Source organism: Novosphingobium sp. NFX11 (assembly GCF_057376415.1).
Genome location: NZ_CP080384.1, coordinates 610,225 through 632,793 on the forward strand (window position 1 = coordinate 610,225; position 22,569 = coordinate 632,793).

A 22,569-nucleotide genomic window follows, 5' to 3' on the forward strand; every position below is an offset into this window, starting at 1 on the left:
CGACGATAGGTTTAGTCCCCGATCTTCCCGAACGGCACCAGCTTGCGCGCCAATGCCGCCGCACCCTTGCCGTCGTTGGCGCGCAGCGAGGGTAGCACCGAGAGCGCCGCGCGCTTCATCAGGGCGTCGAGCGGGGTGGCCGCCTGCCCGGTCGCGGCGGCTTCGGCCCAGCGCCTCGCCTGCGCGATGTCGCTCGGGTCGTTGCGGATCTGCAGCAGCGCGGCGAGGCCGGGATAGAACGCCCGATCACCGCCGAGTGCAACCGCCTTGGCCAGCGCCGTCTCCCCCGCCGCAGTCCGCGCGCCGAGCGCCGTGCGCGCCAGGAACCCGCCGAGTTCATCCACCGCGCCGAGGTGCCATCCGGCGATCACGATCTGCGCCTCCGGATCGCGCGGATTGGCCGCCGCCAGCTTCTGGAACACGTCGAGCGAGGCCCGCACGTCCGAGCGGCTACGGGTCAGCTTGCCGCGATAGCCGATGGCGATGGCCCGCTGCAGCGTCGCTTCGTGATCGCCGGGACGCGCGGCGAGTATCTTGTCCGAAGCCGTGATCGCCAGCGCTACCAGCTTGAGGGCTTGGGCCTTGGTGGCGGTCTGGAAGGCGGCCGTCGTCAGCAGTTCTCGAGGGGTATCGGCCCGGGCGGCCGCCGGCGCCATGGAAACGATTGCACTCACGGCTAGCAAAGTCGATCGGTACACAGGGTCTCCTGCGATGCGGGAAAGGGCCACGATGGCCGAAGACGAGCGCGCCCGCCAGTCACTATCGTCGCGGCGCGCGCCCCGATCGTCCCGTTTTCGGGCTACTGCGCCCAGTTGCGCAAGGCCGGAGCGGTCAGTTTCGCGCTGCGCGACCGTTCGTAGGCGGCGCCGATACGCAGCACTTTGGCATCGTCCCATTTCCCGGCCATGAACGAAATGCCCACCGGCAAGCCCTCGACCGTGCCCATCGGCACCGAGAGGTGCGGATAGCCTGCCACGGCCGCCAGTGAGCCGGCGCCGACATCGACGAAGTTGTCTCCCAGCACCGGGTCGATCGGCCAGGCCGGGCTGGTTGTCGGCGCGACGAGGATGTCGACGTCATACTTCCTGAGCAGAGCGTCGATCCCCTCGGCTCCCGCGAGACGCTGCGCGTCCGCGCGGGCGACGGCGTAAGCGGCGTCGTCAGTGGCGGCGAGCGCCTTTTCGAACAGTTCCTGCCCGTACCAGCGTAGTTCCCCGGCGGCATGGGCCTGGTTGAAGGCGATGAGCCCGGCAAGGTCGCGCGCCGGGATAGTGGCCGGTGTCCCGGCCAGATAAGCGTTCACGCCCTCACGGAATTCATGGAGCATGATCGCTAACTCGGCCTTGCCCAGCCGCGCTTCGGGCTGAAAGTCGATCTCGACGACTTGCGCGCCGTTGCGCTTCATGTCGGCGAGCGCGGTTTCGAACAGCGCGGTGAGAGCCGGCATGTTGCCCACCTGACGGCGCAGCACGCCGATGCGCACCGCCTTCAGGCTGACCTTGCCGAGGCCTACCGTGAAATCGGGCTTGTGCCGGTCGGCATCGGCGGTGGCCGGATCGGCGGGGTCGCTGCCGGCGATCGCGTTGAGCAGCAGCGCGGCGTCGGCCACGGTCCATGCCATCGGTCCGGCGGTGTCCTGGCTCGAACTGATCGGCACGATATGCGTGCGGCTGACGAGCCCCACCGTAGGTTTGAACCCGACGAGGCCCATGACCGAGGCGGGGCAGGTGATCGAGCCGTCGGTCTCGGTGCCGATCGCCGCCCAGGCCATGCCCGCCGCCACCGCCGCGCCGCTCCCCGAGGACGAGCCGCAGGGACTGCGGTCGAGCGCGTAAGGGTTCTTCGTCTGCCCGCCGACCGCGCTCCAGCCGCTGGAGGAGTGCTCGCCGCGAAAGTTCGCCCATTCGGAGAGGTTGGTCTTGCCCAGGATCACTCCGCCTGCGCCGCGCAGTCTGGAGACCAGAGGCGCGTCGCGGCCGGTGGCGTTGTCCTTCAGCGCGAGGCTGCCTGCGGTCGTGGGCATGTCGCGCGTCTCGATGTTGTCCTTCACCAGGATCGCGCGCCCGGCGAGCGGGCCTTTGCCCTTGATGGCCAGCGATTCCGGCGGGGCTACCGCGACGACCGCATGGATCGCCGGGCCGCTGTCGTCGATCGCCTCGATGCGCTGGAGATACGCCTCCGGCGTTTGCTGTGCGGCGGCGGGGCAGGAGAGAGGGCAGGCGGCGGCGAGAATGCCGAGAACGAGAGTCGAGGGGCGGTACACTTCAAGGCTCCGGCAGGATAGAGCCCGGCACGATGGCGGAACCTGCAGCGAGGCGCCAGAGCGTTACTGCGAGCGTGTTGTTGGATTTGCGCGAGGGCCGATCGTCATTCCGCGGAAGACCGCGTGCGCTTTGGCCCCATCCACCGTTCATACTGAGCGGGGAGGGTGGGGCAGCTTTGGTTGGATAGCTGCCGTTGAAACGGCTTGAACTTAAACACCGCCTTCGCGGGAATGACGATAGATGGATGGCGGACGTGATCGTCAACGGGCAGCATAGCGTTCGAGCATCGGGGGCCGGTGAAGGCAATCGGCGAACCTGAAGGGTCGAGTGCATAGCGGAGCTACGTCCGACGCGTCGGGATGGAGTGGGTTCATCAAGATGATGTCCGCCTCTGGAAGAACCGCCGATTGTACCGCCACGATCAGGGACCGCCTTTCTGCTGCCCAGGCATCAACGAAGGCAACCTTACCCTCATCCGTAAGCTCATGGGGGACACGCTCTGCTTCCTGGCTTATCGTGGTCCACCCCAGAACAAAGTCAGCGTCAAACGTCTCAGGGGTCGCCTGTGCGTACCGCAAGGCCACAAGCACCGCCAGCCCGGCGTCGCTGGCGAAGTTCACCAGAGGCGTGCCCGGAGAAGAGTAGCGGCCGCCCAGCTTCGCTGCTCCTGCGCCATTGAGCGCGACGTGTTCTGGACGCGTAAGCCGCCATACCTTCATCATTTGAGGATTAGCAGGCCACTCACCAGTTTCAACCGTGGCAAGCGGGCTCCTGGGCATGAGCCGCATGTCCGCGAATGCCGAAACGGGGCGCTTCCCGAAAGCCAGCTTTCCTACACGCGGCCTACTCCGATACTTTGCGCCGATGCCCAGTCTGATCACCTCACACCGCACAAGGTTACACCGCAAGGTGACACTTCCGCCTCATAAGGTGACACCTTCCCGGCCCAAGGTGACACCGTTTCTCCCTGGACAGTGTAAACCGTGTAAACCTGCGTCACCTTGTGCACCTCGGGCAGCGCGCCCGGCGGCTTCTCCCCGTCCATTCACGCCTGATAGGTTAACCCCCTTGAACATCGCGCATTGCCACGCGACATAGGCGAGGCAAAATCGCAAAGAGGACTCCCATGCTCGACCTGTTCGGCGCTTCGAACGCCCAAGGAAAGTTCACCACCGATCCCGTGACGGGCGCACTCGTGCCGATGGTCGTCGAGCAGACCAGCCGCGGCGAACGTTCGTTCGACATCTACTCGCGCCTGCTGCGTGAGCGCATCGTGTTCATCACCGGCCAGGTGGAAGACCACATGGCCTCGCTCATCGTCGCGCAGCTGCTGTTCCTGGAATCGGAAAACCCGACCAAGGACATCTCGATGTACATCAACTCGCCGGGCGGCGTGGTGACGGCCGGCATGGCGATCCACGACACCATGCAGTACATCAAGCCGCGCGTCTCGACCGTGTGCATCGGCCAGGCCGCCTCGATGGGCAGCTTCCTGCTCGCCGCAGGGGAACCGGGCATGCGCATCGCGCTGCCGAACGCGCGCATCATGGTCCATCAGCCCTCGGGCGGCGCGCAGGGCATGGCCAGCGACATCGAGATCCAGGCGCGCGAAATCCTGCGCATGCGCCGCCGCCTGAACGATCTCTACGTGAAGTACACCGGCAAGTCGCTCGACGAGATCGAGAAGGCGATGGACCGCGACACGTTCCTCGAAGCTGACGAAGCGCTGGCATTCGGCCTCGTCGACAAGGTCTTCGAGACCCGCCCCGACGGCGACAAGCCGGCGGAAGCGTAACGTCCTGAAGCGGGACCGGCGCCTTCAGTCTCCGTCAAGCATTTGGCGGTAGGATTGCAAAGCCGGTCCCGGGCAGGCTAGAGTGAGCGAGTCGCCTCGGTTGGAGGCTAAAGACGGAAAATGACGAAATTGAGCGGATCTGACGCGAAAAGCACCCTATACTGCAGCTTCTGCGGTAAGTCGCAGCATGAAGTGCGCAAGCTGATCGCGGGCCCAACGGTGTTCATCTGTGATGAATGTGTCGAGCTTTGCAACGACATCATCCGCGAAGAAACCAAGGCGGGCATTGCCGGTCGCAAGGAAGGCGAGATCGTCTCCCCGCGCGACATCTGCGAGATGCTGAACGACTACGTGATCGGCCAGGAACGCGCCAAGCGCGTCCTGTCGGTGGCTGTCCACAACCACTACAAGCGCCTCAAGCACAGCGGCAAGCAGGGCGACGTCGAGCTGTCGAAGTCGAACATCCTGCTGGTCGGGCCGACCGGTTCGGGTAAGACGCTGCTCGCGCAGACGCTCGCGCGCACCTTCGACGTGCCGTTCACGATGGCCGACGCCACCACGCTGACCGAAGCTGGCTACGTGGGCGAGGACGTGGAGAACATCATCCTCAAGCTGCTGCAGGCGTCCGACTACAACGTCGAGAAGGCGCAGCAGGGCATCGTCTACATCGACGAGATCGACAAGATCAGCCGCAAGGCCGAGAACCCGTCGATCACGCGCGACGTTTCCGGCGAGGGTGTGCAGCAGGCGCTGCTCAAGCTGATGGAAGGCACCACCGCCTCGGTTCCGCCGCAGGGTGGCCGCAAGCATCCGCAGCAGGAATTCCTGCAGGTGGACACGACCAACATCCTGTTCATCTGCGGCGGCGCTTTCGCGGGCCTCGACAAGATCATTGCCGACCGCCTGCAGAAGCGTTCGATCGGCTTCGGCGCGCATGTCGCCGATCCGGACAAGCGCCGCGTGGGCGAACTGCTCCAGAAGGCGGAGCCGGAAGATCTCCTCAAGTTCGGCCTGATCCCCGAATTCGTCGGCCGCCTGCCGGTGATCGCGACCCTCAACGACCTCGACATCGAGGCGCTGGTCAAGATCCTCAAGGAACCGAAGAACGCGCTGATCAAGCAGTATGCGCGCCTGTTCGAGCTGGAAGACGTGGAGCTGACCTTCACCGACGACGCGCTGGAAGCGATCGCCAAGAAGGCGATCGAGCGCAAGACCGGCGCGCGCGGCCTGCGTTCGATCGTGGAAGGGCTGCTGCTCGACACCATGTTCGACCTGCCGACCGAGCGCGACATCGCCGAAGTCGTCGTCGACAAGGACGTGGTCGAGGGCCGCAAGGAACCCGTCCGCGTGCTCAAGGGTGACAAGGCGGAAGCTGCGGCCTGACGGCTCCGGTCCCCGCATCGCGAATACCACAAGGCCCGGTCGGTTCGCTGACCGGGCCTTGTGTCGTTGGGGGTCTTTGTCGAGCGGGCGGAGCCAGGTGAAGCGCTATCTCTTCATCTGCAGCCAGAACCGACTGCGCAGCCCGACCGCAGAGCAGGCACCAACGCCGACGCCGAGGAACCGCTGACCGGAGAGCTGGTGACCTGGGCCGACGTCATCGTGGTTATGGAGAAGGTCCATCGCACCAAGCTGCAACAGCGTTTCCGGCGCTTCCTAAACGGGCAGCGCGTCATCTGTCTCGACATTCCGGACGACTTTGCCTTCATGGATACCGACCTGATACGGCTGCTTGAACGCAAGATGGCGCGCTACCTGCCGACGACTGCCGATCGGACCTAGATCCTCGCACGGATATCGCCCGGACGGGTGCCCGCTTGCTTGGCAACCCGCGATGGCCGCCCCACTCTGCGGCAAACACATTGGGGAGAGAGCCATGGCCGCGCGCGTTCCGGTTTCGCGGGTGATCCACACCATTCACGCCGTCGCCGACATTCATGCCGCCCGCGCACTCTATCAGGATGCGCTGGGCGGACTGGTCTTTGCGGAGAACTACTTCCCCGCCGAGGACCGCGACGCCGCGCTGCTCTACGTCACCGACCACATGGTCGAACCGATGGCGCCGCGCCGCTTGGACGACCTCACCAAGCCCTTCGCCCGCCAGTTCGCCCGGATCGGGCAGGCGTTCCACTCGTTCGAGATCAAGGTGGCGGACGGCAAGGCAGCCAGCGCCGCCTTCCGGGAAGCGGGCTGCACCGTCGCCGCCGACTACGGCGTGTTCTTCTTCGTGAAGCCCGAATCGACCGGCGGCGTCCTGCTGGAAGTCTGCGAACTGCCGATGCCAAATGACCCTTGGGAACGCGGCAACTGGAACCCGCAAGTCGGTGCAGGGCACCACTGCACCGTTACCGGCCTCGACCACATCGCCTGCGCCACCGCCGATATCGAGACGGCGCTGCGCTTCTTCACCGAGGTCGTCGACGGCGAAGTGCTGGAGGACGCCCGGACCGAACTACCCCAACCCGCGCGCCGGGTCCTGCTGCAGGTGGGCGACACGCGGGTCGCCTTCGTGCAGCCGAACGATCCTGCCGGTGGCCCGCTCGGTGCGTTCCTGCAAAGTACGCAGAACGGCATCTATGCGCTCGTCTGGAAGATCGCCGATGCGGGCAGGGCGCGGGCGCATTTCGCGGACAAGCTGAAGCTGCGCGTGACGGGCGAGGGCTGCATATCATCCGGCTTCGCCATTGTCCCCGAGGACTTCCTCGGTGCGCGGCACGAATTCGTATAGCCTAGACGACGGCCTCGCTCTCCAGCGCGCAGGGGTTGTGGTCATCGGTCTCGACCTGGATGGTTGGGTGGCCGATGCCGAACTCATGCTCGAGGTCATGGGCCAGGGCATGCAGGAATCCGTCGCCCGGCTGTCCGCCGGGCATGACGAGGTGCGCGGTGAGAGCGGTCTCGGTCGTGCTCATCGGCCAGATGTGCAGGTCGTGGACGCGCGCGACGCCCGGCCGCGCCTCGAGGAAGGCGCGCACGCGCGGGCCGTCGATGCCCTCCGGTACACCCAGCATGCCCATGTGCAGCGAATCGCGCAGCAGGCCCCAGCTCGACCATGCGATCACGACGGTGATGACCAGCGAAGTCACCGGATCGACCAGCCCCCATCCGGTATACGTGATCAGCAGGCCCGCTGCCACAACGCCGACCGAGACCAGAGCGTCCGCCATCAGGTGCACGAACGCCCCGCGCAAATTGAGGTCGGACTTCGAGCCCTTTGCGAAGAGCAGCGCGGAAAGGCCATTAACCGCGATGCCGATCCCGGCGACGATCATCATGGTCGTGCCGCCAACCGGCGCGGGATCAGCGAGGCGCCGCACCGTCTCGACCAGGATCGCGCCGATCGCCACCCATAGCAGCGCTGCGTTGGCGATCGCGGCGAGGATCGACGAACTCTTCAGCCCATAAGTGAAGCGCTCTGAAGGCGGGCGGGCGGAGAGCACCGCTGCCGCCCAGGCAAGTGCCAGCGAGAGCACGTCCGACAGGTTATGTCCGGCATCCGCCAGCAACGCCATGGACCCGCTGAGGAAGCCCGCAATCGTCTCGGCCACGACGAAAACGAGGTTGAGCGAGACCGCGATGGCGAAGGCGCGTCCCGGGTTGGCCGGTGCCGCATGCGCGTGATGATGGCCATGCCCATGGTGATGTCCATGTGCATGCTGATGCCCGTGATGATTGTGACCTGCGCTCATGACCGACGAGTGGCACGAGTGCCCGACAGTCATCAAGCTATGACGTAACATCACGCCCGCATTACGTTTTTGCAGTGTTGCAGGTGCAGCAACACTTTCCCTTCCCCGTGACATTTATGCCGCAGCGCGATATTGAGCGCGTATCGCAATATGTTGAAATATATGCAATTTTTTGCCGTAAAGCGTGTTGTGTTACGCTAGTGTCACAAAATTTCACGTTTGCGCACGCAATTGAGTCCTCACCGTCAGAAAGTTGTCATATCCCGCTGCTCTTAGCAGCCGCAGCAAATGCGGCGTGGCTCAAGCGTTCGTCGCACATTGTGACCACTCCAGTCTGACAAGCTCAGGGGCATAAAATGAAACTCACCTCCCTCCTCTCCTCGGCGACCAGCACGATCGCCGTCGGCGCCGCCTTCCTTGCGGTTCCCGCTTTCGCGCAGTCGACCGGTTCGGCCGACTTCGACAACACCATCATCGTCACCGGCACGCACATCGGCGAAGGTATCGCCGGCGTCCGTACGCCCGATTCCCCCAAGGCGAAGGTCGAGATCGGCCAGGAAATCATCGGTTCGCAGCGCGCGGGCCAGTCGGTCAACGAGATCATCAACCTGGTCCCGGGCGTCAGCTTCACCAACAACGATCCCTGGGGTTCGTCGGGCGGTTCGTTCACCATTCGCGGCTTCGATTCCAGCCGCATCTCGCAGACCTTCGACGGTATCCCGCTGAACGACTCGGGCAACTACGCGGTCTATTCGAACCAGCAGGTCGACGGTGAGATCATCGAGCGCGTTAACGTCAACCTCGGCTCCACTGACGTCGACAGCCCGACCGCTGCTGCCGTCGGCGGCACCGTCAACATCAACACCAAGGTTCCGGACCAAGAGTTCGGCGTCATGACCAGCACGTCCTACGGCGATATCGTGGCGAAGGATTCGGGCGGCGAAGACCGTTCGTACCAGCGCTTCTTCGCCAAGGTCGAAACCGGTGAACTGAATTCGAGCGGCACGCGCGCCTATTTCACCGGCTCGTTCGCCCGCAACGGAGCCACCTTCGCCAATTACGGCAAGGTCCAGAAGAAGCAGTTCAACACCAAGATCTATCAGCCGCTCGGCGACAACGGCGACTTCATCTCGATTGCCGGCCACTACAATGAGAACCGCAACAACTTCGGTGGTTCGCCGTTCACCGCCGGGGCTTTCTCTGGCGACAAGTCGACGCGCTTCTATGATATCACCGGCGGCTACCCCTGCACCGTCGCTGCAGCAACGCCCGGCGTCGCCGACGCGACCAACAGCTGCGGCACCTCGTTCGAGCGTCGCTACAACCCGTCGAACACCGGCAACGTGCGCCTTGCTTCGCTGTTCCACCTGACCGAAAAGCTGACCCTGTCGGTCGACGCTGCCTACCAGTATACCAAGGCCAACGGCGGCGGCACGACCGGTGCTTACGAGCGTGAATACACCGCGAACGGTTTCACCGGCACCGGTAACTACGGTGGCAGCTTCTACTTCGGCCGTGATCTCAACGGTGACGGCGATCTGCTCGATCGCGTGACCCTGCTGCAGCCGAGCCAGACCAAGACCAATCGCTACGTCGCGATCACCAACCTGGCTTACGAGATCAACGACACGAACCGCATTCGTCTGTCGTACTCGTTCGATCGCGCACATCACCGCCAGACCGGCGCAGCCGGCTTCCTGAAGGCCAACGGCGAGCCTTTCGACGTGTTCCCGATCAACGATCCGCTGACCGATGATGCGGGTAACGTCCTGCAGAAGCGCGATCGTAATTCCTACGCGACGCTTCACAAGGTCGCCGCGGAATACCTCGGCCGCTTCTTCGACGAAGCCCTGACGGTTCAGCTTGGCGTTGCTGCCCCGTTCTTCAAGCGCGACCTTAACCAGAACTGCTTCACCACCAGCACCGGCGGCAGCTCGGGCGCGTTCGTGAACTGCGTTCCCGCCGACCAGGCCGCAGCCTACGCCGCTGCCAATCCGTACGTCTACAATGCGACCACGGGCAAGGCCACTGGCGCCGCTCTGCCGCAGTCGCGCAAGCTGAACTATGACAAGATCCTGCCCAACGTCGGCGCCACCTTCCGCATCACCCCGGAAGTCAGCATCGCGGGCAGCTACTCGAAGAACCTTTCGGTTCCGAGCACCGACACGCTGTACAACTCGTTCTACTTTCCGGCGAACGATCCCTCGTCGTACCGCACCCCGGAAACCTCAGACAGCTTCGACCTGAGCCTGCGTTACTCGACGCCGGTGGTCCAGGCCGCGCTGACCGGCTGGTACTCGTCGTACAACAACCGCCTCGTCACCGCGTATGACATCGACGGCAACGCGACCGACACCAACCTGGGCAAGGTCAAGAAGTACGGCGTCGACGCCAGCGTCTCGGTCCGTCCGGTCGAGCCGTTGTCGCTCTATGCCTTCGGTTCGTGGATCAAGTCGGAAATCCAGGACGATGTTGTTACGAGCGCCTGCTCGCCGACCAGCGATATCGGTCGCGCCGGCCTTTGCTACACACAGGATGGCGTGAACTACCTGCGTACCGCCGGCAAGCGTGAGCGTGCCGCTCCCGAATGGCTGTTCGGCGGCCGCGCGCAGCTTGACCTGGGTGACTTCCAGTTCGGTGCCCAAGCCAAGTACACCGGCTCGCGCTTCCTGAACGACATCAACGGCGAGATTCAGACTGTGAACACCGGGACCGACGCCGCGCCGGTCACGACCACGATCTATCCGGGTGCCAAGTTCAAAAGCTATACGGTGGTTGATCTCAACCTGCGCTACAAGCTGGAGAGCCTGGGCCTGGCCAAGAGCGAGATCCAGCTCAACGTAACGAACCTGTTCGACAAGTATTACGTCGGTTCGTTTAGCGGCGGTCTCGACACCCTGTCGAGCTCGACCAATGCGTTCGTGAACTTCGGTTCGCCGCGTGCGGTCAGTGCCACGCTGATCATGGGCTTCTGATAAACCTGATTCGGCGAAGGAAACAGGAAGGGGGAGGAACCGTTGGGTTCCTCCCCTTTTCCTTTGCCTGTCGTGGATTTGTGGGTTTTCCGGCAATGGTGTGCTGCCTCGCCTGGAGAGAGGTTCAGGCGCGATCCGTTTTCCTACATTGGCGAGCGGGCGTAGAACGCTCGCATGAAAAATCGCCTGTCGATCTGCCACATGTGCGCGATGGAACGCGCCTGTAGCAAGTTCGAGTGCTCTGGCGGAGCGCCGAGCCGTGGGCAAGGTGACGCTTCACCCTCGCAAGGTGACAGATTCTGCGCCTCAAGGTGACACCTTCTCGGCACAAGGTGACACTTTCCGGGGTAAGGTGACGCCTTTTCTCCCTGGACTGTGTAAACCGTGTAAACCTGTCACCTTGCAAGGCGCCGCCGGACACGCGCGCGCCGATGCAGTAGGGGTGGCCCTATTCGTAGACGCAGGAGTCGTAGCCGCCGCGCTTAACGGTGCCGATGCGGGCGGCGATCGTGTTGCCGTAGCGGCGCGTGAAGCCCGCCGGGTTCTTGACCGAGCGCGTCTTGGGGCTGGGCAGGGCGGCAGCCATGCGGCCCGCCTCGGCAGGGGAGAGGTTCGCGGCCGACTTGCCGAAGTACCGCTGCGCCCCGGCCTCGACGCCGTATGTGCCGATGCCGGTCTCGGCGACGTTGAGGTAGACTTCCATGATCCGGCGCTTGTCCCAAAGGTTCTCGATCAGGAACGTGAACCAGACCTCGAAGCCCTTGCGCAAGTAGCGGGTCCAGCCTTCGCCCTGCCACAGGAACACGTTCTTGGCGGTCTGCTGGCTGATCGTGGAACCGCCACGGATGCGTCCGCCGCGGGCGTTGCGCTCCATGGCCTTTTCGATCGCGTCGGTGTCGAAGCCGTTGTGCGTACAGAACTTGCCATCCTCGGCGGCCACGACGGCGGCGACCATGTTGCGGTCGATCCGGCTGAGCGGCACCCAGTCCTTGGTGATCCCGTTGCCATCGACCAGCATCGTCACCGTCACCGGCGGCGGCACGAAGCGATAGAGCATCGTCAAGCCCACGCTGATCGCAATGAACCACACGATGATCTTGGCAAGGAGACGCATGGACGCAGGGAGCCTCTGAAACGGTCGGGAAGCTTCTCTCTAGTCGAAATGCCCGGCATTGCGCCAGCATCGGCGCGCGCAACGCCCCGCCGATGCATGTATTCGTAATATCGACGTTTCATTTGCAGTATTGACAGTTCTCCCGGATACATCGTCGCATAAGAGGAACGGGAGAACAGGCGCATGGCGGCATCCTTCGGGTTGGGATGGAGGCAGGTCGCGGTCGGTTTCATGCTGCTGGCGGCGACGGGCATGGTGGCCGCGACCTATTCGATCGTCGCAGTGCCGCTGGCGCGTGAGTTCCGGCCGAGTCGCACTGTGCTCATGCTGGCTATGACGGTGATGTCGGGCACCAGCGCGGTACTCGCGCCGCTGCTGGGTATGGTGATGGACCGGTTTCCGCTCCGCCGCCTGATGGTGGCAGGCGGAGTGCTGCTCGCGTCAGGCTATTTGGCGATCTCGCTGGCGACGTCGTTCATGCACGTTCTGGTGGTCTTTGCAGTGCTGATCGCGCCCGCCAACGTGCTGACCGGCCCGGTGGCGATCACGGTGTTGCTCTCGCGTTGGTTCGCGCAGAAGCGGGGAGGGCGGTGGGCATTGCAATCGCCGGGATTTCGGCGGGGGATTCGTGTTCCCGTTGGTGCTCTCGGGGTTGATGGCCGCTTTCGAATGGCGCGTGGCGCTGCGGGCGCTGGCGGTGGTGCTGCTGCTTTGGATGATCCCGATGGCGCTGCTGGTGGTCGATCGGCCGTCGGACCGTGGGCTCAATCCCGACGGTGCGCAGGAGCCGCCGCCGCAGGCCCGCGAGGAACTGGCGCGCGCACCGATCTCGGCCCGCGCGATCCTGACCGATCCGGCATTTTGGATGATCGCTTTGACCGTCTCGATCGTGACGGCCGGGATGAAGGGAATGGTCACCAACCTCGCGCCGCTTGCCATCGACACGGGTGCGACGGCCGCGCAGGCAGCGCCGCTGATCTCGATCTACGCGGCCTGCGCCTTCGTGGCGAAACTGGGCTTCGCGGCTCTGGCCGACAAAGTCGGTCCGAGGGCGCTGATGCTCTGCGCGCTCGGCGGCTTCGCGGCCGGGATGGCTTGCATGACCCAGGCGCACGCCGGCTACGAGGTCATCGCCCTGGGGGTGGCGGTGACCGGGCTGTTCGGCGGGATGATGGTCCCGGCCGAAAGCTACCTCGCCCCCCGCATCTTCGGCCAGCGCGGCGTGGGCAGGGCGATGGGGTTGCTGTCGGGCGCGATCCTGCTGGCGATGCTGGCGACGCCGCCGCTGTACGGCCTGATCTACGACCTCACCGGCAGCTACACGGGCATGTTCTGGGCGTTCGCCGGGATCGCGCTCTTGGCGCTGCTCTGGGTGCCCATGCTGAGATTGCATCCTCGGCAAATGGCTAGAGAGGCGGCATAAAAAACCGGGCCATCCTCGCGGACGGCCCGGCCTCTCGTTATGACTTGATGCTGCGGATCAGGCCGGAAGCAGGCGCTTCTCGCCGGCGATGCGGTTCATCGCCTTCTGCAGCTTCTCGAAGGCGCGCACCTCGATCTGGCGCACGCGCTCGCGGCTGACCGAGTAGACCTGGCTCAGTTCCTCCAGAGTCTTGGGATCGTCGGTCAGGCGGCGCTCCGTCAGGATGTCGCGCTCGCGCTCGTTGAGCGAACCCATGGCCTCGACCAGCATGTCGTGACGCACCGAGGCTTCCTCGGCGTCCGCGACGGTCTCGTCCTGCAGCGGGCGGTCATCCTGCAGGATGTCCATCCACTGGCCTTCGCCTTCCTCACGCAGCGAGACGTTGAGCGAGGCATCGCCGCCCATCATCATGCGGCGGTTCATGTTGACCACCTCGGTCTGCGAGACGCCCAGCGTCGTCGCGATCTTGGCGACGTCGTCGGGGTGCAGGTCGGTGTCCTCGTAGGCGTCGAGGTTCTTCTTCATGCGGCGCAGGTTGAAGAACAGCTTCTTCTGCGCGGCGGTGGTGCCCATCTTCACGAGGCTCCACGAACGCAGGATATATTCCTGGATCGAAGCCTTGATCCACCACATGGCATAAGTGGCAAGGCGGAAGCCGCGTTCGGGCTCGAACTTCTTGACGCCCTGCATCAGGCCGATGTTCCCTTCGGAAATCAGCTCGGACACAGGGAGGCCGTAGCCGCGATAGCCCATGGCGATCTTCGAAACGAGTCGCAGGTGGCTAGTGACTAGCTGCGCTGCAGCTTCCGGATCCTGATGTTCCGAATAGCGCTTCGCCAGCATGTATTCCTGCTCAGGAGCCAGGATCGGGAACTTGCGGATCTCCGACAGGTAGCGGTTGAGGCTTTGCTCACCGCCCAGAGCCGGGACACTCGGCAGGTTTCGATTATTGCTCACGATCATCCGTCCTTTCTAGGTCGGTACACGGTCTAGGACCCTTCATAGGCGTCTTAGCTTGTGTCCACCTCTATACGTTAGCATGGATTTGCGATTTCAGTGTCGCAGTTCGTCGATCAGTGTCCGCATGTCGTCGGGCAGTGAGCTGGCGAAATGGACCCTTTCTTGTGAAACGGGGTGAACGAACCCGAGTTCCGCAGCGTGGAGCGCCTGGCGGGAAAAACCGAGTCGGGAGAGAATCGGTCGAAGCGGAGAAGGAGTTCGCCCATAGACAGGGTCTCCCAATAGCGCATGACCGATTGACGCCATGTGAACACGGACCTGATGGGTTCGTCCCGTTTCCAGCCTGCATTCGACGAGAGTGGCGCCGCGCAGCGCCTCCAGCGTGCGGAAATGGGTGACCGCGTGCTTGCCGCGCCCGTCCTCCACCAGCGCCATCTTCTTGCGATCGTGCGACGAGCGGGCGATCGCGCCGCGCACGGTTCCGGCCACCGGCACCGGCCTGCCGCCGACGACGGCATGATAGGCGCGTTCGATCGAGTGGTCGGCGAACTGGGCGGCCAGCCCTTCGTGCGCCTTGTCGGTCTTGGCGACGACGAGCAGCCCCGAGGTGTCTTTGTCGATGCGATGGACGATTCCGGGGCGCGCCACGCCGCCGATGCCGGACAACTGGCCCCGGCAGTGGTGGAGCAGGGCGTTCACCAGCGTTCCGTCGAGATTGCCCGCGGCCGGGTGGACGACGAGTCCGGCGGGCTTGTCCACGATGATCAGGTGCTCGTCCTCGTAGACGACGGCGAGGGGGATGTCCTGCGCCACCGCTTCGGCGGGCGCGGCCTCGGGCACGTCGATGGCAAACGGTGTTCCGGCATCCACTTTCAGAGATGCCTGCGCTACGGGCTTTCCGGCGAGCGAGACGCGGCCTTCACCCATCAGCGCCTTGATGCGTTCGCGCGACAGGCCGCTGACTTCGGCCAGGGCCTTGTCGATCCGGCCGCCACTGGCGACTTCGCCTTCGATGATGTTTGTAAGCGCCCCCATTGCGCGTAGGATTTGGGGATGATCGTCGAACTGACAAGTGGTGTTCTTGCAACATTGCATGAAGATGCGCGCAGGGCTGCTCCCGAAGAATGCTGCGGACTGTTGCTTGGGCGCGGTCAACGGATAGACGAAGCGCGGGCTGCGGCGAATCTGGCGGAAAATCGCCATGTTCACTTCGAGATCGACCCCGTCGTGCTGCTGGCGGCGCACAAGGACGCGCGGGCGGGTGGGCCGGAAGTGATCGGCTACTATCACTCTCATCCTACGGGGATTTGCGTGCCTTCGGCGACCGATCGGCAACATTCCACCGGGGATCTCGCGCATCTGGGCGATCATCTCGGAGAGCGAGGTTGCTTTCTGGCGCGATAACGCCAATGGATTCGAGGCCCTGCCGTTCCGCGTCGTCGAATAGTGGGCCGCGTCAGAAGTACGAAAGAGCAGTCCAAGCCCATGACCACGAGTTCGATCGAACTTGCCAGCCTCCTGTGTTCGCGCCTTTGCCATGATATGCTCAGCCCGGTCGGTGCGCTGACCAATGGCCTTGAACTGCTCGCGGACGAGAAAGACCCGGAGATGCGCCAGCGCTGCTTCGAACTTCTCGACCAGAGCGCGCGGATTTCCACCGACAAGCTCAAGTTTTTCCGCCTCGCCTTCGGTGCGGCGGGCGGCTTCGGCGAGATGGTGGCGGTGAGCGAGGCCAAGGTTCTCGTCGATGCGCTGGTGGCGAACAATCCGCGCGTCACGCTGGCCTGGGCATTGCCGAGCGATCTCGCTGCCAAAGGCGGCGATCAAGACGCTGCTGAACTTCGCACTGATTGGTCTAGAGGCACTGCCGCGCGGCGGTACGCTGGAAATTGCGGCCGAGTATCGCGACAATCACAGCGAACTGGTGGTGCGTGCTGCTGGTCCGCGCATCGCCTTCGACCGTTCGGTCGGCGCAGCGCTCGAAGGCGCTCTGCCTGAAGGCGAACTTTCGAGCCGTACCGCGCCTGCGGCGATGCTGCGCCAGTTGGCCGTGGAATTGAAGGGCAAGCTTCAGTTTGCGCTGGCGGACGATGCGCTGGTGCTTGGCGCGATGCTGCCAAGGGCCTGACGGGAAGGAGGCGCGACGAAGATGAACCGTTGGCTCGTCAATCGCACCGTCGCCTCCCCCAACTGGAACGAGCGCAAGCTGCCGATCACTATGGTCGTGCTGCACTATACCGGTATGAAGTCGGCCGAGGAGGCACTGGAGCGGATGTGCGATCCGGCCGCCGAAGTCTCTGCCCACTATATGATCGACGAGGAGGGGATGATCACCTCACTCGTTCCTGAGGACAAGCGGGCCTGGCACGCGGGCCGTTCCTACTGGCGCGGCGAGACAGACGTGAATTCGGCCAGTATCGGCATCGAACTGGTCAATCCCGGACATGAATGGGGCTATCGTCCGTTTCCCGAACCGCAGATGGACGCGTTGCTACCGCTGCTGGCGGATATCATGGACCGGCACGACATTCCCCGGGCCAACGTGGTCGCGCACTCCGATATCGCGCCTGCCCGCAAGCAGGACCCGGGCGAATACTTCGACTGGAACCGCCTTGGCGAACTCGGCCTTGCGCTGGAGATTCCCCAGGCGAAGATGAACCTTTTCTACGACAACCCCGGCGCCTTTTATCTGGCGCTGGAGCGGTTCGGCTACGACATCACCGACGGGCGCGCCGCCGTCACCGCATTTCAGCGCCGCTGGCGGCCGATCTTCATGGATGGCGAGATCGATGGAGAAATCGGCGGCATCCTGTTCGAACTGCTGTTGGAACGCGATACCGGCCGTGCTAGGTGACCGCCCGCGCCGGGGAGCCGGGCAGCCGCGGGGTCGCCAAGGAAACTTGGATGACCGCGAGGAAAGTCCGGGCTCCACGAAACAAGGGTGGCAGGTAACGCCTGCCGGGCGAGGGCGGTTTTCAGACCGTCCGAAGCCTAGGGAAAGTGCCACAGAGAGCAAACCGCCGATGTTTTCCTCGGAAAGCAGGTAAGGGTGAAAGGGTGCGGTAAGAGCGCACCGCGCTGCCGGTAACGGTAAGCGGCTTGGTAAACCCCACCCGGAGCAAGACCGAATAGGGGCTGCGCGCCGGCGTCTCGCGAAAGCGGGGGAGATCGGCGGGTTCGTTTCGAACCCAGGCAGCCCGGGTTGGTCGCTTGAGCGAGGCAGCGATGTCTCGCCTAGAGGAATGGCTGCCGCCGCGGCGTAAGGTCCCTCTCTTTGGGAGACCACGCCAGGAACAGAACCCGGCTTACAAGCTCCCCGGCGCGTTCAGGGCCTTGAAATTCCGGCTATTCAGGCAGCTTCGCTGCAGCCGGCGGCATTGTCGCTCGCGGTCAGGAACCAGCGGTCGGTTCCTTGCAGGCCGAGGGCAGTCAGCGTGCCGTGAAGGAATGCGCCGGTGTCGATGCCGATGCGATTGCCGCGCTCGTCCGGTTCCGGCGTGATCGTATGCCCATGCACCACGAAGCCCCCGAAATCGCCGCGATGGCTCAGGAAAGGCTCGCGAATCCAGCGGCAGTCGCGGCCGAGCTGGTGTTCGAGCGGTGTGTCGGGGCGGACACCTGCATGGACGAACACGTAGTCGCCTACGCGGTGCATCTTCTTGAAGCTGTCGAGGAAGTCGAAGTCGTCCTGCGGAATCGCCTTGTTCATCAGGCGCTGCATCTCTTCGGCATCGGCTGCGAGCAGTGTGTCCTTGTCGATACCGTAGGACAGGATCGTCTCCAGCCCGCCGAACTTGAGGAAACCGCGCATGGCATCGGCATCCTTGCTGGCAACCAGCAGCATTTCCTCGTGATTGCCTTGGATGAACTCGACCTCGCGCTCCTGGCCCCACTGGCGTGCGCGCGCCACGACCCCAGCACTGTCGTCGCCCCGGTCGATGAGATCGCCCAGCAACACGACGGTCGTGTGGGCACGTCCCCGTGCTGCATCGTCCCGCTCGATGGTGTGGATGAGATCTTCGAAGAGATCCGCACGGCCGTGGATGTCGCCCACGGCATAGACCCGTTCACCTGAGGGGATCGAAGGGGCTCGCCGTTGGTCGGCCCGGCCCATGAGCTTTCGTATCGTGTTCAGCATTTATTGCACTGCGGTATAAACCGCACCCTTCAACTGCACAACCCGTAGGAACCACCAGAGGTTGCAGTGACAAAAAATCCACACATCATTTCCTGAATGTTTCTGAATTGAAATTTTTCTTGTACCTCGTCTAGCTGCAGTGCAGCAATATTGTGCCGCTGCAATCGAAGTCCGGAACGAGGCTCCATGCAGCGGACGCAGGTGGGACGAAGCATCAAAGACAATAAATTTGTGAGGGAAACACCATGCTCTTGTCCGTCCGCGGCGTCGTCGCCGCCTCTCTCCTTGCGGGCACTGCGCTTTCCGCAACTTCGGCATTTGCGCAGGACGCCGAGGCGCCCAAGGAAATCACGATCACCGGCAGCGCGGCCCTGACCAGCGACTACCGCTTCCGCGGCGTCTCGCAGTCGGGCGGCGACATTGCGATCCAGGGCGGCATTACCGTGTCGCACGCCAGCGGCTTCTACATCGCAACCTGGGGCTCTTCGATCGACCTCGGCTCCACCTACGGCAGCACTGAACTCGACATCTTCGGCGGCTGGACCGGCGAAGTAACGCCCGGTCTTACGCTCGATGCGGGTCTGCTCTACTATGCCTACCCGAACGGCCACGTCGGTAGCGCGGAGTTTTTCGAGCCTTACGCATCGGTATCCGGCCAAGTCGGCCCGGCCAAGGTGAAGGTCGGCGCCAACTACGCCTGGAAGCAGACGGCACTGCCGAACTTCGCGGGCACGGCCAAGCATGACAACCTCTACGTCTACTCCAACGTCGATATCGGCATTCCGAACACGCCGCTGACGGTTTCGGGCCATGTCGGTTACACCGACGGCGCGCTGGCTCCGTGCTACTACTGCAACGCCGACAAGACCGGCATCGACTGGTCGATCGGCGCTTCGGCCACAGTCTACGGCCCGCTTTCGGTGAGCCTGTCCTACGTTGGCGTCAGCGGTCCGAGCATCGACAGCTACACCGACGACACCGTCGTCGCGACGCTGACCGCAGCGTTCTGATCGTCAACGCATAGCAGGAGGGGGCCCGTCCGGAACGATTCGGGCGGGCTTTCTCATTTCAGGTAGAAGTCGATCGTCGTGACGACGCGCACCTTTTTGTAAGGCGTGTCGGACTGCCCCCAGCCACCACCCGAATCGCCGTCCCGCGCCTCGATCGAGAAGTAGCCTTGAGCCGCGTTCTTGATCGCGCCCACTTCGGCGCCGCTGTCCTTGGCGAACTGTTCGGCGGCCGAGCGCGCATCCCGGGTCGCGGCGGCGACCATCTCCGGCTTGATGCCGTTGAGCCGGGTGAAGGTATACGCCATGCCCGAACCTTCCTCGAGCATCACGCCGCGCCGTACGAGGTCGAACTGGCGGCGCACGGCATTCTGCGCGCGCTTTATGTCGGTGGTGCGCAAGCTCACACGCTGGCGCACGGTGAAACTGACGACGCCATTGTCCTTGGTCTGGTTGACGTTGACGCCGGTGGGCTGGAGCGCGTCGGCCGGGAAGCCGAGTTCCCGGAAGAATGCGCCGATCTGCACGGTGTCGCGGTCCACGCTCGCCTGCGCGGTGGCAAGATCGGGTGCGGTCGCGGAATAGCTGATGGTCCAGGTGGCGAGATCGGCGGTGACGTCACGTTCGGCGAGGCCCTTGACCGTGACCGCACGGTCCGCGCGCTGCGCCCGTTTGATGCCGTCACCCAATGCGAAGCCGCCGATGATGATGCCCACCGCCAGGATCGTCGCGCTCGCCAGCCATCGACCGGTTATACCTCCGAGGCGGGCAATGCCCTTGTGCTGATTTTCGACGGAACTATCTTCGCTCATCGCACTCTCCCTGATCGCCGCCGCGTCATGCAGGTCGGCGACTGTATGTGCGATGAATTGCTCCATAACGTCGATGAAATGAAGAAGGCCCTTCCATGACCCGTTATCTCCACACCATGATCCGCGTGACCGATCCGGAAGAGACCATCCGTTTCTTCGAACTCGTCGGGCTCAAGGAAACGCGCCGGTTCTCCAGCGAACAAGGCCGTTTCACGCTGATCTATCTTGCCGCGCCGGGGCAGGAAGAGGCAGAGGTCGAACTGACCTACAACTGGCCTGCAGAGGATGGATCGGCTGAGGCTTACCCCGGCGGTCGCAATTTCGGTCACCTCGCGTTTCAGGTGTCCGATATCTACGAGACCTGCCAGCGGTTGCAGGACGGCGGCGTGACCATCAACCGCCCGCCGCGCGACGGGCACATGGCTTTCGTGCGCACCCCGGACGGCATTTCGATCGAACTGTTGCAGGATGGTCATCTCGAACCCGCCGAGCCCTGGGCGAGCATGCCTAACGTGGGGGCGTGGTAAACGGCTTCAAGGTTCTGTTAACTTTGTGAAACGTCGCGCCTTCGCATTTGCGAAGAAGGCATCCCTACTCATAAGCTGCATCCAGAGGTCGACCGCAGGGGACAGGTCGACTTCTGGCTTTTCAGCCGGGGAAAGTGTGCGGGGATCGCAGGCATTCATTGATGTCGTCGGCTATGTGCAGGCGTTCGAGCAGGAACTGCTGCTATTCGTGGCGTTTTGGCTTGTCGTCGGTGCGCTGGATGAATTTGCGATCGACCTGCTCTGGATCGGCTTGCGGCTGACCGGCCGCTTACGAGATTCGCACATCGCCAAGGCAGAGATGGTTGTGCCACTCTCCGGTCGTGCCGCCATCATGATCGCCGCATGGCGAGAGGCGGAAGTGATCGGCCACACGATCCGTCATGCGCTGGCCAGTTGGCGACAGCAGGAATTTACGCTTTACATAGGTTGCTACTGCAACGACCCTGACACGATTGCCGCGGTAATCGACGCTGCCTGCGGTGATCCTCGCGTCCGGGTGGTGGTAGGTGACCGACCGGGTCCGACGACCAAAGCAGACTGCCTTAACCGGATTTACGCTGCCCTTTGCGCCGATGAGCATCGCTACGGATGGCGTTATCGGTCCATCGTCCTGCATGACGCCGAGGACATGGTACATCCGGCGGAACTCGCTGTCATCGACCGGACGTTGTGCTATGCGGATTTCGTGCAACTGCCTGTTCGACCCGAACTGCAGCCAGCCTCCCCATGGGTGGCGGCACACTATGCGGATGAGTTCGCCGAGTCGCATGGCAAAGTCATGATCGTGCGCGATGCGCTGGGTGCGGCGATGCCAGCTGCGGGCGTAGGATGTGGCTTTTCGCGGGAGATGATCGGCCGCATCGCCCGGCGCCGGGGACGAGATGGCGGTCCTTTCGCAGCCGAATGTCTCACTGAAGACTACGAGCTTGGGCTTCTGGTGCGCCGGGAGGGTGGAACTTCGCGCTTTTTACGGGTCCGGGACGAAACCGGCAAACTCGTTGCCACGCGCGCTTACTTTCCAGCTCAGCTTTCCGATTCGGTCCGGCAGAAATCGCGCTGGATTCACGGGATTTCGTTTCAAGGGTGGGATCGGCTGGGCTGGGGGCGGGGACTTGTCGACCAGTGGATGACCGCACGGGACCGGCGGGGTCCGCTTACCGCGTTGGTGCTTGCCTGCAGTTACATACTGTTGTTGATCGACGCCGCATTGCACCTGCTCGAATGGCAAGGGTTCGTCGAAGGCGAGCAGGTGCCGCCGTTGCTGCAATGGTTACTGGCGATCTGCATGGCAAGCTTCATGTGGCGGATCGGTTTTCGCTGCTATTTCACCACTCGTGAGTACGGGTTGGTCGAGGGGCTTGGCGCAATTCCCCGCATCGTCGTAGCCAACGCAATCGCGATTCTGGCCGGACGGCGTGCTCTCATCAGTTACGTGCTGACCTTGAGGGGAGGTGCGGTGCGCTGGGACAAGACCGAACATGTGGGGCACCCGACGCTGCTGGATTCTCATGCGCGAGCAGTCGCACTGTGAGCGGAGGCACCATTTCTCGCGGGCATCCGTTGCTGGCGTTGCTGGCCCTGCTCGGCGGTTGGGTCGGAGGACGGGCAGCCACTTGGGAGCCGGCGGTATCGAACGCAGCACCCGCGGCCTTGGCAGCGACGCAGGGGGCGCCGTGTTCCAGTCTTTGCCCGGTTACGCGGATTTCGAGCCCCAGGCCCCTCAGGCGGCGCCTTATGCTGCACCGAACGTGCCGCTCGTTCGCTACGCCGTGACCTATCCGGCGGCGGTCGGGCTCGCCCCTTCATCCGGTGCCGACGAGGCATCGGATTTTCCGCATTTGCGC

At 63.7% G+C, this 22,569-nt stretch carries 20 protein-coding genes, 1 other RNA gene and 2 pseudogenes; 14 read left to right on the forward strand and 9 right to left on the reverse strand.

Annotated features, from left to right (window positions below; translation table 11 throughout):
- Positions 1 to 11: 11 nt before the first annotated feature.
- From KZO24_RS03245 to KZO24_RS03255, 3 genes are all read right to left on the reverse strand, one after another.
- Entirely contained in the window at positions 12 to 656 is a 645-nt protein-coding gene (locus KZO24_RS03245; RefSeq protein WP_271184705.1) for a hypothetical protein, read from the reverse strand.
- Between the two features lie 143 nt (positions 657 to 799).
- The gene (locus KZO24_RS03250) at positions 800 to 2,263 is read right to left on the reverse strand and encodes an amidase (protein WP_271184706.1); all 1,464 of its coding nucleotides are present in this window, start codon (positions 2,261 to 2,263) and stop codon (positions 800 to 802) included.
- A 261-nt stretch (positions 2,264 to 2,524) separates the two neighbouring features.
- Complete coding sequence (locus tag KZO24_RS03255; RefSeq protein ID WP_370424476.1) at positions 2,525 to 3,052, reverse strand: RES family NAD+ phosphorylase; 528 nt, start codon at positions 3,050 to 3,052, stop codon at positions 2,525 to 2,527.
- A gap of 338 nt (positions 3,053 to 3,390) precedes the next feature.
- Here KZO24_RS03255 and clpP point away from each other — a divergent pair, with 338 nt between their 5' ends.
- The 4 genes from clpP to KZO24_RS03275 all read left to right on the forward strand — a co-directional run bounded on the left by clpP (position 3,391) and on the right by KZO24_RS03275 (position 6,787).
- The gene (gene clpP, locus KZO24_RS03260) at positions 3,391 to 4,059 is read left to right on the forward strand and encodes an ATP-dependent Clp endopeptidase proteolytic subunit ClpP (RefSeq protein ID WP_008828343.1); all 669 of its coding nucleotides are present in this window, start codon (positions 3,391 to 3,393) and stop codon (positions 4,057 to 4,059) included.
- 120 nt (positions 4,060 to 4,179) lie between these two features.
- A complete protein-coding gene (gene clpX, locus KZO24_RS03265) occupies positions 4,180 to 5,442 on the forward strand; it encodes an ATP-dependent Clp protease ATP-binding subunit ClpX (RefSeq protein WP_008828342.1) in 1,263 nt (420 codons plus the stop codon).
- Between the two features lie 66 nt (positions 5,443 to 5,508).
- Complete coding sequence (locus KZO24_RS03270; protein WP_309299005.1) at positions 5,509 to 5,841, forward strand: phosphotyrosine protein phosphatase; 333 nt, start codon at positions 5,509 to 5,511, stop codon at positions 5,839 to 5,841.
- A gap of 94 nt (positions 5,842 to 5,935) precedes the next feature.
- A complete protein-coding gene (locus KZO24_RS03275) occupies positions 5,936 to 6,787 on the forward strand; it encodes a VOC family protein (protein ID WP_271184707.1) in 852 nt (283 codons plus the stop codon).
- Between the two features lies 1 nt (position 6,788).
- On the opposite strand, the gene KZO24_RS03280 is transcribed toward KZO24_RS03275, so the two are convergent.
- Complete coding sequence (locus KZO24_RS03280; protein ID WP_271184708.1) at positions 6,789 to 7,748, reverse strand: cation diffusion facilitator family transporter; 960 nt, start codon at positions 7,746 to 7,748, stop codon at positions 6,789 to 6,791.
- Between the two features lie 356 nt (positions 7,749 to 8,104).
- On the opposite strand from KZO24_RS03280, the gene KZO24_RS03285 reads away from it, so the two are divergent.
- Positions 8,105 to 10,723 (forward strand): TonB-dependent receptor, encoded by a 2,619-nt coding sequence (locus KZO24_RS03285; RefSeq protein ID WP_271184709.1) that lies wholly within the window; start codon positions 8,105 to 8,107, stop codon positions 10,721 to 10,723.
- Positions 10,724 to 11,171: 448 nt separating this feature from the next.
- Here the strand turns inward: KZO24_RS03285 and mtgA are convergent, their stop codons facing one another.
- Entirely contained in the window at positions 11,172 to 11,837 is a 666-nt protein-coding gene (gene mtgA, locus KZO24_RS03290; RefSeq protein WP_271184710.1) for a monofunctional biosynthetic peptidoglycan transglycosylase, read from the reverse strand.
- Between the two features lie 252 nt (positions 11,838 to 12,089).
- Here mtgA and KZO24_RS03295 point away from each other — a divergent pair.
- Together KZO24_RS03295 and KZO24_RS03300 are read left to right on the forward strand one after the other, a co-directional pair.
- Positions 12,090 to 12,377: pseudogene (locus tag KZO24_RS03295) on the forward strand (MFS transporter); the annotation flags it as partial.
- Between the two features lie 88 nt (positions 12,378 to 12,465).
- Positions 12,466 to 13,260, forward strand: coding sequence for an MFS transporter (locus KZO24_RS03300; protein WP_486486874.1), 795 nt, complete (start codon positions 12,466 to 12,468; stop codon positions 13,258 to 13,260).
- Positions 13,261 to 13,317: 57 nt separating this feature from the next.
- On the opposite strand, the gene rpoH is transcribed toward KZO24_RS03300, so the two are convergent.
- Positions 13,318 to 14,223, reverse strand: a complete 906-nt coding sequence (rpoH, locus tag KZO24_RS03305; protein ID WP_271184712.1) for an RNA polymerase sigma factor RpoH — start codon at positions 14,221 to 14,223, stop codon at positions 13,318 to 13,320.
- Positions 14,224 to 14,313: 90 nt separating this feature from the next.
- Entirely contained in the window at positions 14,314 to 15,255 is a 942-nt protein-coding gene (locus KZO24_RS03310; RefSeq protein ID WP_271184713.1) for an RluA family pseudouridine synthase, read from the reverse strand.
- Between the two features lie 18 nt (positions 15,256 to 15,273).
- On the opposite strand from KZO24_RS03310, the gene KZO24_RS03315 reads away from it, so the two are divergent.
- From KZO24_RS03315 to rnpB, 4 genes and pseudogenes are all read left to right on the forward strand, one after another.
- The gene (locus tag KZO24_RS03315; protein WP_486486875.1) at positions 15,274 to 15,624 is read left to right on the forward strand and encodes a M67 family metallopeptidase; all 351 of its coding nucleotides are present in this window, start codon (positions 15,274 to 15,276) and stop codon (positions 15,622 to 15,624) included.
- Between the two features lie 81 nt (positions 15,625 to 15,705).
- Positions 15,706 to 16,348 (forward strand): annotated as a pseudogene (locus KZO24_RS03320) (histidine phosphotransferase family protein).
- 21 nt (positions 16,349 to 16,369) lie between these two features.
- Entirely contained in the window at positions 16,370 to 17,074 is a 705-nt protein-coding gene (locus tag KZO24_RS03325; protein ID WP_008828331.1) for an N-acetylmuramoyl-L-alanine amidase, read from the forward strand.
- A 9-nt stretch (positions 17,075 to 17,083) separates the two neighbouring features.
- Positions 17,084 to 17,544, forward strand: an RNA gene (gene rnpB, locus KZO24_RS03330) — RNase P RNA component class A.
- 25 nt (positions 17,545 to 17,569) lie between these two features.
- On the opposite strand, the gene KZO24_RS03335 is transcribed toward rnpB, so the two are convergent.
- Entirely contained in the window at positions 17,570 to 18,358 is a 789-nt protein-coding gene (locus tag KZO24_RS03335; RefSeq protein ID WP_370424477.1) for a metallophosphoesterase, read from the reverse strand.
- 245 nt (positions 18,359 to 18,603) lie between these two features.
- Between KZO24_RS03335 and KZO24_RS03340 the strand changes: the two genes are divergently transcribed.
- Positions 18,604 to 19,368 carry a TorF family putative porin gene (locus tag KZO24_RS03340; RefSeq protein WP_271184716.1) on the forward strand — a complete coding sequence of 255 codons (765 nt, stop codon included), beginning with the start codon at positions 18,604 to 18,606 and terminating at the stop codon, positions 19,366 to 19,368.
- Positions 19,369 to 19,421: 53 nt separating this feature from the next.
- Here the strand turns inward: KZO24_RS03340 and KZO24_RS03345 are convergent, their stop codons facing one another.
- Complete coding sequence (locus tag KZO24_RS03345) at positions 19,422 to 20,177, reverse strand: SIMPL domain-containing protein (protein ID WP_271184717.1); 756 nt, start codon at positions 20,175 to 20,177, stop codon at positions 19,422 to 19,424.
- 95 nt (positions 20,178 to 20,272) lie between these two features.
- Between KZO24_RS03345 and KZO24_RS03350 the strand changes: the two genes are divergently transcribed.
- Both KZO24_RS03350 and KZO24_RS03355 read left to right on the forward strand, forming a co-directional pair.
- The gene (locus KZO24_RS03350; protein ID WP_271184718.1) at positions 20,273 to 20,704 is read left to right on the forward strand and encodes a VOC family protein; all 432 of its coding nucleotides are present in this window, start codon (positions 20,273 to 20,275) and stop codon (positions 20,702 to 20,704) included.
- A gap of 136 nt (positions 20,705 to 20,840) precedes the next feature.
- Positions 20,841 to 22,256 carry a glycosyl transferase family protein gene (locus tag KZO24_RS03355; protein WP_486486876.1) on the forward strand — a complete coding sequence of 472 codons (1,416 nt, stop codon included), beginning with the start codon at positions 20,841 to 20,843 and terminating at the stop codon, positions 22,254 to 22,256.
- The last annotated feature ends 313 nt before the right edge of the window (positions 22,257 to 22,569 follow it).